This is a genomic window from Pseudarthrobacter raffinosi (genome assembly GCF_023913735.1).
Lineage (GTDB): Bacteria > Actinomycetota > Actinomycetes > Actinomycetales > Micrococcaceae > Arthrobacter > Arthrobacter raffinosi.
This window is the reverse complement of sequence record NZ_JAMXBH010000032.1, coordinates 18,220-31,081: the sequence shown is the minus strand read 5'-3', so window position 1 is coordinate 31,081 and position 12,862 is coordinate 18,220. Positions and strand designations below refer to the sequence as shown.

Sequence of the window (12,862 nt, the reverse complement as noted above, 5' to 3'; positions counted from 1 at the left end):
GGCGGACCACATCCTCGCCTGGGACAAGGGCGGAACCACCGGCGTATCGAATTTGGGTCAACCCTGCCCTAAACATCACCGCATGAGACACACCAGCGCCTGGGAACCCACACCAGCCACAAAGAACGAACCACCCGGCTGGATATCGCCCACTGGCCGGCACTACAAGAGTGAACACCAGGACTGGGAACCACCACACTGGCCAAAAGAACCGAAACCGGAAGGGCGCAGGACCGGGCACCGGCTCCCCACTCGGCGTGAAGGTTACGGCGATCCGGATTTTGTTCACACCGGGATATCCCTGGGCGAGGACCGCGTGGAACGGTTCCTCCACTCCACCGCCTGACGGTGCCCAAAAGCAGCCTGCGCATGCACCCTGCACCCTGCGCAGTGCCGGCCCTAGCCTGCCTCCGGGTTTTCGCCGCCGGTGATCGCAACCCTGGAGCCCGGCAACCCCGTAGCGCGCCAGAGACAAGCGGACGACGGCGGGAGGTCCCGGCGTCGTCCTTCGCACTTGAAGTGGAGCCTTCCCGACACTGACGGACGGTGGGACGATTTCAGTATGAGTGAGAAGATCGCTGACGGCCCGCAGGATCACGGCCCACACCAGCACGCCCACGCCGCTCCGACAACGCAGCAAATGCGGACCGTGGGTCAACGCCGCCGAGAGGCGGAGGAGAAATTAGAGCACCACCTCCAGGAAGCCCTCCACAAAGACGATCCGCACCACGATGCGGTGCCTGAGTCCGAAGAGGCGGGTCCGGTGGATAGCGGGGACGTTGCCGCTGTCCACCACGACGACGATTGACCGCCGCAGTGCAGAGCTGCCGCTGACTGGCCCTCAGCCATGCCCAAAATAGTAAGCATGCTTGCCAATTATCCCTAAGCACGCTTATGGTGGTGCCGCGGAGCGCGTCAACAGCCCGTCATCATTTCAATAAGTGAGGAAGCCCATGTACCTGCATACACAGCTTTTGATCAACGAAATCGCCGCCGACGAGCCTGATCCCGCTGCAGCCAACGCGCTGCAGGAGGGCCTTGGCGGGCAGTTCGGCGAGATGCGCACCATGATGCAGTACCTGTTCCAGAGCATGAACTTCCGTGGCGATCCTGCCTCCAAGCCCTATAAGGACTTGCTCCAGGGCGTCGGTACTGAGGAGATCAGCCACGTCGAGCTCATCGGCACCACTATCTCCCAACTCCTGGACGGATCTCCGCGGTACCAGGGCAAGAAGACTGATCCCGTGGATGAGCCGGGTGCCAAAGGTGCCACACCCCTGAAAATAGCTTTGGACACCAGCAATATCCACCACTACCTGGTGGGCGCCCAGGGTGCCCTGCCGGTAGACGCTGCGGGCAACCCCTGGAGCGGATCCTACGTCTACAACAGCGGCAACCTGGTCCTGGACCTGCTGTACAACCTCATGCTGGAATCCACCGGCCGGCTGCAGAAGTGCCGGATCTACGAGATGACGGAGAACAAAACGGCGCGGTCCACGATCGCGTATCTCATTGTCCGGGACCAGGCCCACGAGAACGCCTTCGCCAAGGCGCTGGAAAGCCTGGGCGTGAACTGGGGCAAAGTGCTGCCCATCCCCAAAACCAATGCCGAGCAGTTCCCCGAGGTTAAGAAGCTGCTGGACAAGAGGCTGCAGAGCATCCAGTACACGTTCAGCGCAGATAACCTCAGCGAGGCCGGAAAGCTCTACCGTGGAGCCTCGCCCTCCAATGACGGCACCGAACTCAGCACCGACGTCGCCCCCGAAGGCTTCCCCATGACCACCTCACCCGAATGCCGTGAGGAGTTCTCACCTGGGCTCGATCCCGACCTGCTCGCCTTGATCCAGGCCACCGCCGAGGTGGAGCTCAAGGAAGCAGACAGCCCGAAAGAGACCAAAGCCAAGGCTCCGGCAAAGTCCGCAAAAAAGTCCTAGGCGGGCGGATGATCTGAGGACGGACGACGGCGGGACCTCCCACCGTCGTCCGCTTTACGGTGCGCCGTCCGTCTAGCCGCCTCAGTGGTTTGGCATCTGTCCCTGAAGCTGGTGGACGCGCAGGACCACATTGCCCCGCTTGCGTCCGGTGTCCACGAAGCGGTGGGCCTCGACCACGTCGGCGAGGTTGTAGGTCCGGTCGATGACTGCCTGATACTTTCCTTCCTCCGCGAGGCCCACAAGGAAAGCGACGTCGTCGGCGGTGTATGTGAGCTTGAGGCTGCCGGCGGTGACCAGCTTGCCGCTTCGGCGGCTCTGTCCCCGTGCGCCGAGAAGTCCTTTGAGGTCGGCGATGACCAGGAGCAGGGCACCTCCCGGTGTGATGGACCCCTCCACCTTGGTGAACGGAGCGTTCCCGACGCAGTCCATAACGACGTCGTACGTTGTGTCCGCTTCGGTGAAATCATCCGTGGTGTAGTCGATGAAGCTGTCCGCCCCGAGTGATTCGACCAGTTCCTTGTTCGCTCCGCTGCACACGGCGGTGACATGGGCGCCCAGGTGTTTGGCCAGCTGTATTGCCGCCGTTCCCACCGCGCCTGATGCTCCGTTGACGAGGACAGTGTCTCCGGGCTTGATGGCCGCCAGGCCCAGGAAGTTCTTGGCCGTGAGTCCGCCGAAAATCAACGTGACGGCCTCCTCGAAGCCCATGTTCCGGGGTTTGGCGGCGATGGGCCCGTCAGCCGGGACCGAGACGTACTCGGCATGCCCGCCGAACCTGGCGCCGAGCATCGCAATAACCTCGTCGCCGGGCCGGAACGCGGTCACGCCCTGGCCGACGGAGTCGATTACGCCGGCAATGTCCATACCAAGGACCCGGGTCCGGGGGCGGAAGACGCCGAGCGCCAGCGCCGTGAGTGCCTCCAGCCCCGCGGGTACCTTGCGGCTGCGGGCGCGGTAGTCGGCGGCGCTGAGAGTACTGGCCATGACCTTGATGAGCACTTCTCCGGGCCGCGGTGGCGGCTGGGGGATCTCCTCGACGCTGACGACGTCCGGGCCGCCGAAGCGGCGGTACGTCGCGGCCTTCACAGCGAGGCTCCGGCAGCGGCCGTGGCAGTCGCCGGCTGGGTTGGATTCATGATGAACTCCCGACTTTTACACAAGGTGTACGGCGTACACCTTTCTGATGAAAATGACTGTAGGTGTACTTAGTACACTTGTCAATGGAAGATGTATATACCGTCGGAAGCAGGGAACAGTGGCTCAGCAGATTTCCGTGGAACGCCGGCCGCGGTTGAACCGGGATCGCGTGCTGCAGGCGGCCGTCTCCCTCGCTGATGAGGTGGGGATCGGCCCGCTCAGCATGCGCCGGCTCGCCCAGGAACTCGACGTGGTGCCCATGGCGCTCTACAAACACGTGGCCAACAAAGACGAGCTCCTCGACGGCATGGTGGAGGTGATCATCGGCGAGATTGATCCTCCCGTTGCCGATGTTGACTGGAAGAGCACCGTGCGGCTGAGGGTGCTCTCGGCCAGGCGCGTCCTCCAGCGCCACAAGTGGGCCCGGCCCGTCCTCGAAACGCGCACCAACCGGACCCCCGCCGTCCTGGGCTACATGGACTCGTTCATTGGCATGTTCCTCACCGGGGGCTTCTCGGTGGATCTCACCCACCACGTGATGCACGCCATCGGAAGCCGGATGTGGGGCTTCACGCAGGAACTGTTCGACTCGGCCGCCAGCGAGTCCGGCGAAGGGCCGGCTGACGTGGCGCCGGAAGTCCAGGCTGCCATGTTCCAGGAAATGTCTGCCAGCTACCCGAACGTCCTGCAGGTGGCGACTGCTGCCAGCCACGATGACGGCTCGGTTGTCGGCGGCGGCTGCGACGACCAGTTTGAATTCGAGTTCGCCCTGGATCTCCTCCTCGACGGCATCGAACGGCTGCACCAGCGGGACTACAGCTCCGCAGCCGCCCGACTCGAGCGGGGCTGACCGGGAGCGGACGACGGCGGGACCTCCCGCCGTCGTCCGCTTGCGTCCGTGGGTATCATCGGAACACCCGTCCCTTTGAGAGTGGAGTTACGCATGCAGCTCGGCGCTTTTTCGATCAGCCTCACCGTTAAGGACATCGCGGCGTCGGCTGCGTTCTACGAGAAGCTGGGCTTCACGAGTTTCGGCGGGGATATCACCCAGAACTGGCTGATCCTCAAGAACGGCGAGACCGTTATTGGCCTCTTCCAGGGGATGATTGAGAAGAACATGCTGACGTTCAACCCGGGCTGGAGCCAGAACGCGGAAGCGCTGGATTCCTTCACCGATGTGCGCGACCTCCAGCGGGAACTCAAAGCCGCAGGCACTGAGTTCGTTTCCGAGGCTGATGAAGCTATAAGCGGGCCGGGGAGCTTTATTGTCGTGGATCCGGACGGCAATCCGGTGCTCGTGGATCAGCATGTCTGACTAGGGCAGCCGCGACGCCCGCAACACCGTTGCCTCGCCAGCCCGTTCGGGCTCCAGCGGCACGGGGCTGACCAGCACCGCCGGCCCGCGGTGCAGGACGCCGTCGGAAAGTACCCGGCACCGCACACCGCCCCGCCCGCGCATTGCTTTGTGCGCCCCCGGGGCCAGCATCTCATCCATCCAGACGCAGGGATGGGCGGGCCGCCCGGCCGTGAGCCGCACCAGGTCTCCCTGGGATTCCAGAGCAAAGTCGTGCCCCAGGAGCGGAGCCAGGTGGGCGCCTCGGAGCACGACGTTGCGCCGGGTCAGGAGCGGGTCCAGCTGTGCGGTTCCCAGCTCCGCAGCGATGGCCTCGAGTGACTCGATGGCCAACGCGGTGACGGCGGCGTCCATGTGCGCGGCCTTGCCGAAGAACCGGTCCCCGACGATGCCCTTGCCCGCCACGAACTCCACCCGCCCTGCATCCGTGGTGGGGACGTCCGCGGCACCCTCGCGGGCGCGGCCGAAGTAGGCGTGCGCCGGCGAGACCAGCAGGTGCAGGACCTCCACGTCGTACCGATAGGTTTCCGTCATGCCACAAAACTACTCCGCCGCGCGGGGGCTTAAGTGTCCGTTCGCGCAGTGGGGAACGGTTCCAAACGCAAACGGACGACGGCGGGAGGTTCCGCCGTCGTCCGCTCGCCTTACTGCTATGCGGGGAGATCGCGCCTTTCGTGTGTCTGCCCGTAGGGGACATCGCGGCTGACGGCGACCGTGTAGCTGGTGAAGCTGTGCTGGGTGACCAGGATGCCGTGGCGGCTTTCCCTCATGGCGTGCTCGCGGGCCATTTCCACGGCGGTGTTGAGGTCGTTTTCGACAGTGTCAGGATCGTGGGCTGTGATTGCCAGGACGAGGTCAGAGTGGCGCTTGATCATGGTGGTCTCTTTCTCGGCGGGATCCCGGGACTCTGGGGAGGCGCAGGCTTCCGGCGCCGGGCGTGCCGGGGAGGCGGAAAGCGGTGGTTCCAGAGGGGTTGCCCGGCATCTCTGATGGGGCGGTGGCCGGCCGAATTGTCCGGCGGGCTGGATCGGCGGAAGCGTTTGTTCCTACGGATCTGTAGCCAGTGTGCCTGAAGCGATGGTCCCTGGGCAATAGGTGGGCCGAAAAAATCGGGGGAGCCTGACTAAGCGCCAGAGTACGACGGCGGGAGGTCCCGCCGTCGTACGTCTCTAGGCCTAGGCCTAGGCCTAGGCCTGGACCAGCAGGCCGGTGGCGAACATCAGTCCCATGCCCAGGACGACGCCGGCACCGGTGAGCGGGGTGAGGGTCTTGCCCGCGGTGTCCTTGAGCATTGGCAGGAGTTTGACGGCCACCTGGGCGACGGCTCCGGCTCCGATGCCGAGCAGGAAGGCCGCAAGGGCCGGCTGATAAACGGTCGCCCCGATCAGGGCTCCTGCGGCCGCGGGGGCTCCTGCGATGAGTCCCAGGATCACCAGGCGGCCCAGGCCGGGGGCTTGTTTGGCGAGCGGGGTGACGATCGCCAGGCCCTCGGTGGTGTTGTGGATGGCGAAACCGACGATCAGGGAGGCGCCCAGGGCGAGTGAGCCCACCGCGTAGGCGGATCCTATGGCGAGGCCTTCGCCGAAGTTGTGCAGGCCGATGCCGATGGCGATCAACAGCGCCAGACGCTGGGGCGGCAGGTGCTGGGGCGGCAGGGCTGAAAGTTGGCCGGCGGTAGTCGAGTTCTGGTGCCGGCGCATCCACGCATCCGTTCCCTCGAGGATGAGGTAGGCGGTCACGGCGCCGAGGAAGACGACCATGGGGCCGCCGAACGCGCCGCTGCCGGCCACGAGTCCCACGGCTTCGAGGGTCGCGTCGATGGCCAGGAAGGCCAGCAGCCCGACGGTGACTCCCAAGAGGACGCGGACCCAGGACGCGGACGAACGGCGCACGAACGGCATCCACAGCATTCCCAGGGCCACGGGTATCACGCCCACATAGATCCCCATGAGCAACATGAGTCCGAAGAAGGAGCTGCCGCGCTCCGGACTCAGGGCGGCCGCGTCTATAACCGCCGGGATCTTGCCGCCGTTCGAGGTCACCAGCGCCACCTCGTAGGGATCCCCTTCCACCCAGTTGTAGATGATGGTGAGGGTGGTGGACTCCAGCGGCGCCATGGTTTCCCGGGTCTGCGTGAACACGGCGTAGTAGTCCGAGACATTGACCTGCGCGATGGACACCGGATCCGGTCCCTCGTTCCGGACGGTGATGGCGATCTGGCCGGCCGTCAGGCGGACGTCTTCGACGGCGACCTCCTCCTTCGGCGGAACACCCTCGGAGAGTTTGTTGAGACCGGGTGCGTTGAGCATGGTGAATAGGCCCAGCAGGATGGCGATCAGGACCAGCGGTCCAATGCCGAGCAGCCACCGCGGGACCGGCGGCCGCCTGTGGGGTGCTGCGGCCAGAGCGGCAGCTGACTTTTCGTCAAGGCTCATAATGGGCTCACCTCGAAGAAGCCCATCCAGCCCAGTTCAGCGAACTCGGTCTTGTGGGCGTGGAACATGTACTTGCCGGGGTACGGGAAGCGGAGCTCCACAATGCCGCGCTGGCCCTGCACCTGGGAGATGGTGTCGGTGTATTCAGTGGGCGTCAGCATGGTCCCGGTGGGGTAGTAGTGGAAGAAGTTCCCGTGCACGTGGAAGGAATTGATCGGATCGTATTCGAGGACGTTGATCAGGTGGATCCGGACCAGCTCGTTCTGCCTGACCTGGACAGGGAAGTCCATGAAATGGAAGGGCAGGCCGTTGACGGAGTAGAACTCGTTGTCGTCGCCGCCGTCGGTGTTATACCCGTTCATCACCATGACCATTTCGTTGTCGGCTTTCGGCCGGCCTTCTTTGGGTTCGATGATGAAGCCGCCGTAGAGGCCCTTGGCGATGTGCGGCGCCAGTGGTGACTGGTGGCAGTGGTAGAGATGCGTGCCGAATGGTGTGGCATCAAATTCGTAGGTGAAGCTTTGGCCCGGAGCGATGGACCCGGCGCCGATCCCCGGGGTGCCGTCCATCTCGGCCCGGTGGATCCCGTGGAAGTGGATGGTGTGGGGGTGCGCGCCGGCGTTGGTGAAGTGGATCCGGAGGGCGTCGCCTTCCTGCGCCCAGAGAGTGGGACCGGGGATCCGGCCGTTGTAGCTCCAGCCCGGGAACGTCACGCCGGGGGCGATCTCGAAATCTTTGTCCACCGCGACGATGTCCCATTCCCGGAGGGTGCGGCCGTCCGGAAGCTTACTGGTCGTCCCTCGGTCAAAATCGTGCAGGATCGCGGTCGGGTCCATCCCGGCGCGCTCCGGCGGGACGGAACCGCCGGCGAAGCCTGCGTGACCGGCATGGTTCGCCATGTGGCCAGAGTCCGTGCGGGGCGAACCAGCGCCCGCCGCTGAGGAACCGCCCGTGGAGGTCTTCGCTGCCTGACCTGAGACCGTGCCGTGTCCGGCGTGATGCCCGGGATCCTTGGAATCCAACGGTGCCCAGCCGGCAAGCGCAGGCGCGGCGGCGAAGGCCGCCGCTCCTGTGAGCATGGCACGCCGGGTCGGCATCGTCTTTCCCTCAGGTTTCGGCATGCCGTCCATCTCATCTCCATTGGTCAAACACTTATGTTAGGCCAGTCTAACATTCATGTTCGGCTGGTAATATGGGGTTATGACCGTCTCCGAGCTGACAGCTTCCGCGCAGGACTACCTGAAGATGATCTGGTCCTCAACGGAATGGGCCGAGGCTCCCATCACTGTTGGCGCCATGGCCGAGCGGATGGCAGTGAAACCGTCAACCGTTTCGGACGGCATCCGTCGGCTGGCAAAGCAGGGCCTGGTCACCCATGCCCCCTATGGCAGCATCGAACTGACGCCCGCCGGCCGGGCACACGCTGTCGAAATGGTGCGCAGGCACCGGCTTCTGGAAACATTCCTCGTGCAGATTCTGGGGTACGGCTGGGACGAGGTACACGACGAGGCCGAGATCCTCGAACACGCCGTTTCCGACACCATGATCCAGCGCATCGACGAGAAGCTCGGCCACCCCACCAGGGATCCACACGGCGACCCAATCCCCTCGGGAAATGGGCTACCGCACCCCCCGCAAGGGGATCCCCTGACATCCGTGGAACCGGAACGGACGGTCACCATCACAAGAATCTCGGACGCGGACCCGGACATGCTCCGGTACTTCACCCAGCTCGGGCTGGGACCGGACACCCGGCTCCAAGTCTTGGCACACCGCCCGTATGCGGACGTGACCACGATTCGGGTCGGCGACCGCGACGTTGATCTGGGCCCCTCCGCGGCCGAAGCAATCTGGGTGGTGGCAAACTAAGGGCCCCCCCCGGGACAGCGTTCCGGGTTGGCACGTCTATGCCCGCAGTGCCCTGCACCACAGCGGCCTGACCGCCGGTAAAGATAGAGTGTCACGGTGAAGATTGCCCTGGCTCCCGACGGCGCCGAGCTGGCGTGGGTCGAAGAAGGGCAGGGCGAGCCCCTGCTCCTGATCGCCGGCCAGGCAACGGCCATGGACGGTTGGGGACCAACGGCGGCGGCCCTGGCACAGCATTTCCGCGTCATCCGCTTCGACCACCGGGGGATCGGCGGGAGCAGCAATAGCGACGCCGGCCGCTACACCACACGGCTCCTCGCTGCCGATGCGGCTGCTGTCCTCAAAGCGGCGAACGTGGACAGTGCGCACGTGTACGGCCACTCCATGGGCGGGCGGGTGGCCCAGTGGCTCGCCATCGACCACCCGCAGAGGGTTCGCGCGCTGATCCTTGCTGCCACGAGCGGAGGCAAACTGGCCGGAGCCGAGCCCACCAAGGACGCCATGGAAGCCCTGGTCAGCGGCGACATGGCGCGGCTCGAGCCTCTGTTCTTCGCGCCGGAATGGGCCGCCGACCACCCCGATGCAACACACACCTTTTTCAACTCCCGGGCTTCCGCCTGGGCCAAGGCACGCCACTTCCGCGCCAGCTGGGACCACGATGCGTGGAGCCGGCTCGGCGCCATCGAATCGCCCACCCTCATCCTCCACGGCACGCACGACGCCCTGACGCCCATGCCCAACGCCGTCCAGCTGCACCGGCACATCCGCCGCTCCACGCTGGTCAAAGTCCCCGGCGCCGGCCACGGCCTCCACCTGGACCGCCCGGAAACCATCCAGTGGATCCGGCAGTTCATCACCGCCAAAGCACCCCTCTGAAACAGAGAGCGGACGTGCGCGGATTCAGGAGCGAAAGATTTCCTTGGCTACCGTGATGGCGGACATGGCTTTGGGCCACCCCGCTAGAAAGCCAGGTGGATGATGATTTCCTTGAGTTCGGCTTCGGTGAGGCCATTGGCCTTGGCCCGGACGAGATGTCCTCGGAGCTGCTCCGTGCTGCCGCCGGTGACCAAGCTGGCAACAGTGACGAGGCTGCGGTCCCGTGGTGGGAGTTCACTGCGCTCCCGCTGGACTACGCGGGAGTTCAGTTGATTGCCTCGATGCCCAGCCGTTTGAGTTCTTCAAGGTGGTTCCGCTTGTTCTGAAGCCCCTGGGGGGGGAATGGGGCTGCCAATCCAAGATCTCGTCAACTACGCGCAGGGGCTCTTGGGTGCGGTAGGACCTCGTGGGGTTGCCAGGGAACTTCTTGTCCGTCAGGTTGGGGTCATCCTCAAAGGGTCCTGTGGGTTCGACTCGGTAGATCCTGCCTGGTCCCTCGCCCACCCCGAGCTCCGCTCCCAGGTAGCCGCATCCAACGTGGCGGTCAGGTAGATATAGTTCGCCGTCTTCCGCTCCCCGTATTTCGACGTGTATGGCCTCCTCGAAGTGGGCTTTCACTCTAGCTCGCCCACCGCTTAGCGCACGTTGGGTGTGGGTCACCCCTGCATTCGTTGGCGGTAGCTCCGGGGCGTTTCGCCGGCGTCGTTCAGGAAATGCCGGTTGAAGTTGGAAAGGTTGGAGAACCCGACTTCGTAGCAAATGTCCGAAATTGGCTTGTCGCTGCGCTCGAGCAGCCGCCGTGCATGGGCCAGCCGGAGTTTGCGGACCAGATCGCTGAAGTTCTGACCGGTGGCGCGCTTGAAGTATTTCGAGAAGGTCGGTTCGGACATTCCCACCAGGGCCGCCGCCTCGGACATTTTGACGCTGTCGGCGTGATTGCCGAACGCGTACTCCAGGACGATGTCCACCACCGCCGCGGCCTGGCCGTCCAGCTGCGGCCTGAACCATTCGTCAGCGAGGTAGCGCCGGTCCTCCTGCGGTGAGCGCGCAAGGATGGCAAAGAGTTCCAGCAGGTGGTACAGACGCCCCAGCCCGGTGGCGGTGCCCATCGCTTCGATGGATGCGGCCGCAGACAGGGCCGTGCTCCCGAGAAACTCGATGCCGCGTGCGGACTGTTCCAGCAGGGGTTCGATTTCGGCCAGCTCTGGGACGAGGGCCGCGGTCTGCTCCACCCACTTTCCATCGAACTGGATCAGGGCGTCCCTGCCGGCAATGACCTCCCCGGGCTCGAGGTCGCTGACCCAGTCGTGGGGTAGTCCTGATCCCACCAGGGACACATGCCCGGCCTCGAACGTGCCGATGTGGTCCCCGACAATGAACTTGCCGGTGCCTTTCCTGATCAGGTGGATCTCGTACTCGGGGTGGTAATTCCAGCGGGCCGCCGCGGTGGGGTAGTCATGCTCGTGCCACCGGACCGAATGGTGCGGGTCCGCCGGGATGACCTCCCGGCTGGCCCGCATCCCCAGCAGCCTTTCGGCAAGCCTGGCCGATGCCCCGTCGCCGGTATCTGCAGCGCTCATAGTGGTTCTCCAGGCATCCGAGTTCATGAAATATGGACAGCGCCGTTGGCGCCTTCCCTCAGATTAGCGCCTATCCCGGAGGGTGGTTAGGGAAAATTAGTATCGGAAAGTAGCAACCACGACGCTAGTTGTGCCCTGTCCCACAGGCCTAATGTTGAGGAACAACAGCGCGGCACGTCGGATTCCCGATCTTTCGCCTCGCTCCAGTCCGGTACTTCGACACAGCAGTCGGGGTGCTGCGACTGCGCACACCATGAAGAACAAAGGAGTCCTTAATGCGCCCGAAAATTCGCGCCGCAACTCTCGCCGCAGGTGCCCTGTGTATCGCACTTTCTGCCTCAGCCTGTTCGGGCGCCGGCGGCGGAAGCACCGCCGGTGACCAGAACAGCATCAACGTCCTGATGGTGAACAATCCGCAGATGGAGGACCTGCAAAAGCTGACTGCGGACAACTTCACCAAGGACACCGGCATCAAGGTCAACTACACGATCCTGCCGGAGAACGATGTCCGCGCAAAGATCAGCCAGGAGTTCTCCAGCCAGGCCGGGCAGTACGATGTCGCGTCGCTGTCCAACTACGAGATTCCGTTCTACTCGGCCAACGGGTGGCTGGCGCCCCTGGACAACGTCGCCAAGGATGCCGAGTTCAACCAGGACGACATCCTCCCCGCCTACACGGCTTCCCTGACGGGCAAGGACGGCAAGCTGTACGGTGAACCGTTCTACGGCGAGTCCTCTTTCCTGATGTACCGGAAGGATGTTTTTGAGGCCAAGGGCCTGAAGATCTCGGAGAACCCGACGTGGGATGAGGTGGCGGCACTCGCAGCCCAGGCCGACGGCGCCGAGGCCGGTATGAAAGGCATCTGCCTTCGCGGTCAGCCGGGCTGGGGCCAGGTCTTCGCACCGCTGACCACCGTCGTGAACACCTTTGGTGGCACCTGGTTCGACAAGGACTGGAATGCCCAGGTCAACTCTCCGGAGTTCACCGCGGCCACCGAGTTCTACGTGGACCTGGTGCGCAAGCATGGCGAGGCCGGTGCCGCACAGGCAGGGTTCACCGAATGCCTGAACAACATGAGCCAGAGCAAGGTGGCCATGTGGTACGACGCCACCTCGGCTGCCGGTTCGCTCGAGGCCGATTCCTCCCCGGTTAAGGGCAAGATCGGCTACGTGCAGGCCCCGGTCAAGGAGACAAAGTCCTCGGGTTGGCTGTGGACCTGGTCCTGGGGCGTGCAGGCTGCTTCCAAGAAGCAGGACGCGGCGGGCAAGTTCATCGCCTGGGCCAGCTCCAAGAAATACGAGGAACTGGTCGCCGAAAAGCTTGGCTGGGCCAAGGTTCCGTCCGGCAAGCGCATCTCCACCTACGAGAACGCCGAATTCCAGAAGGCCGCCCCGTTCTTCGAGGCTGAGCGCTCCGCCATCGAGAACGCCGACCCGAAGAACCCTGGCCTCCAGGAACGGCCCGTCGTAGGCATCCAGTTCGTGGGCATTCCGGAGTTCGCGGATCTGGGCACCACGGTTTCCCAGGGTGTGAGCTCCGCCATCGCCGGTCAGGGCTCAGTGGCCGACGCACTGGCCAAGGGCCAGGAAGCGGCACAGAAAATCGGCGACAAGTACCAGAAGTAACCACCTACCAACCGGTTCCGTGGCCCGCCCCGGCGGGCCACGGAACCCCAGGAGA

At 64.4% G+C, this 12,862-nt stretch carries 14 protein-coding genes and 2 pseudogenes; 8 read left to right on the top strand and 8 right to left on the bottom strand.

Features of this window, described 5'->3' with window-relative positions; all coding sequences use genetic code 11:
* From NG698_RS20740 to NG698_RS20730, 3 genes and pseudogenes are all read left to right on the top strand, one after another.
* Nucleotides 1-346: pseudogene (locus NG698_RS20740) on the top strand (HNH endonuclease signature motif containing protein); the annotation flags it as partial.
* 216 nt (nt 347-562) lie between these two features.
* A complete protein-coding gene (locus NG698_RS20735) occupies nt 563-808 on the top strand; it encodes a hypothetical protein (protein ID WP_252600490.1) in 246 nt (81 codons plus the stop codon).
* 145 nt (nt 809-953) lie between these two features.
* Nucleotides 954-1,934: a manganese catalase family protein gene (locus NG698_RS20730; protein ID WP_252612086.1), complete on the top strand. Its 981-nt coding sequence runs from the start codon at nt 954-956 to the stop codon at nt 1,932-1,934.
* Between the two features lie 81 nt (nt 1,935-2,015).
* Here the strand turns inward: NG698_RS20730 and NG698_RS21875 are convergent, their stop codons facing one another.
* On the bottom strand, nt 2,016-3,020 hold the full coding sequence (locus NG698_RS21875) for an NAD(P)-dependent alcohol dehydrogenase (RefSeq protein WP_252612084.1): 1,005 nt from the start codon (nt 3,018-3,020) through the stop codon (nt 2,016-2,018).
* 169 nt (nt 3,021-3,189) lie between these two features.
* Here NG698_RS21875 and NG698_RS20720 point away from each other — a divergent pair, with 169 nt between their 5' ends.
* Together NG698_RS20720 and NG698_RS20715 are read left to right on the top strand one after the other, a co-directional pair.
* Nucleotides 3,190-3,921: a TetR/AcrR family transcriptional regulator gene (locus NG698_RS20720; protein ID WP_252612082.1), complete on the top strand. Its 732-nt coding sequence runs from the start codon at nt 3,190-3,192 to the stop codon at nt 3,919-3,921.
* Nucleotides 3,922-4,014: 93 nt separating this feature from the next.
* Nucleotides 4,015-4,386, top strand: coding sequence for a VOC family protein (locus tag NG698_RS20715; RefSeq protein ID WP_252600498.1), 372 nt, complete (start codon nt 4,015-4,017; stop codon nt 4,384-4,386).
* Here NG698_RS20715 and NG698_RS20710 read toward each other — a convergent pair whose 3' ends face one another.
* The 4 genes from NG698_RS20710 to NG698_RS20695 form a co-directional block, all read right to left on the bottom strand.
* Nucleotides 4,387-4,959: an MOSC domain-containing protein gene (locus NG698_RS20710; RefSeq protein WP_252612080.1), complete on the bottom strand. Its 573-nt coding sequence runs from the start codon at nt 4,957-4,959 to the stop codon at nt 4,387-4,389.
* 116 nt (nt 4,960-5,075) lie between these two features.
* Complete coding sequence (locus NG698_RS20705; protein ID WP_252612078.1) at nt 5,076-5,300, bottom strand: hypothetical protein; 225 nt, start codon at nt 5,298-5,300, stop codon at nt 5,076-5,078.
* Between the two features lie 312 nt (nt 5,301-5,612).
* On the bottom strand, nt 5,613-6,860 hold the full coding sequence (locus NG698_RS20700) for a ZIP family metal transporter (RefSeq protein WP_252612076.1): 1,248 nt from the start codon (nt 6,858-6,860) through the stop codon (nt 5,613-5,615).
* Nucleotides 6,857-8,008 (bottom strand): multicopper oxidase domain-containing protein, encoded by a 1,152-nt coding sequence (locus tag NG698_RS20695; RefSeq protein ID WP_252612075.1) that lies wholly within the window; start codon nt 8,006-8,008, stop codon nt 6,857-6,859. Before NG698_RS20695 ends, NG698_RS20700 begins: the two co-directional genes overlap by 4 nt.
* A 52-nt stretch (nt 8,009-8,060) precedes the next feature.
* On the opposite strand from NG698_RS20695, the gene NG698_RS20690 reads away from it, so the two are divergent.
* Both NG698_RS20690 and NG698_RS20685 read left to right on the top strand, forming a co-directional pair.
* Nucleotides 8,061-8,729: a metal-dependent transcriptional regulator gene (locus tag NG698_RS20690; RefSeq protein WP_252612073.1), complete on the top strand. Its 669-nt coding sequence runs from the start codon at nt 8,061-8,063 to the stop codon at nt 8,727-8,729.
* A 96-nt stretch (nt 8,730-8,825) separates the two neighbouring features.
* Entirely contained in the window at nt 8,826-9,602 is a 777-nt protein-coding gene (locus NG698_RS20685) for an alpha/beta fold hydrolase (RefSeq protein ID WP_252612071.1), read from the top strand.
* A gap of 83 nt (nt 9,603-9,685) precedes the next feature.
* On the opposite strand, the gene NG698_RS20680 is transcribed toward NG698_RS20685, so the two are convergent.
* The 3 genes and pseudogenes from NG698_RS20680 to NG698_RS20670 all read right to left on the bottom strand — a co-directional run bounded on the left by NG698_RS20680 (nt 9,686) and on the right by NG698_RS20670 (nt 11,182).
* Nucleotides 9,686-9,871 carry a carboxymuconolactone decarboxylase family protein gene (locus tag NG698_RS20680; protein WP_308293062.1) on the bottom strand — a complete coding sequence of 62 codons (186 nt, stop codon included), beginning with the start codon at nt 9,869-9,871 and terminating at the stop codon, nt 9,686-9,688.
* Nucleotides 9,837-10,153 (bottom strand): annotated as a pseudogene (locus NG698_RS21870) (NAD(+)--rifampin ADP-ribosyltransferase); the annotation flags it as partial. The gene NG698_RS20680 and the pseudogene NG698_RS21870, both read right to left, overlap by 35 nt.
* A 105-nt stretch (nt 10,154-10,258) precedes the next feature.
* Nucleotides 10,259-11,182: an AraC family transcriptional regulator gene (locus NG698_RS20670; protein WP_252612069.1), complete on the bottom strand. Its 924-nt coding sequence runs from the start codon at nt 11,180-11,182 to the stop codon at nt 10,259-10,261.
* A 275-nt stretch (nt 11,183-11,457) separates the two neighbouring features.
* Between NG698_RS20670 and NG698_RS20665 the strand changes: the two genes are divergently transcribed.
* Nucleotides 11,458-12,807 (top strand): ABC transporter substrate-binding protein, encoded by a 1,350-nt coding sequence (locus NG698_RS20665; RefSeq protein WP_252612067.1) that lies wholly within the window; start codon nt 11,458-11,460, stop codon nt 12,805-12,807.
* Nucleotides 12,808-12,862: the final 55 nt, after the last annotated feature.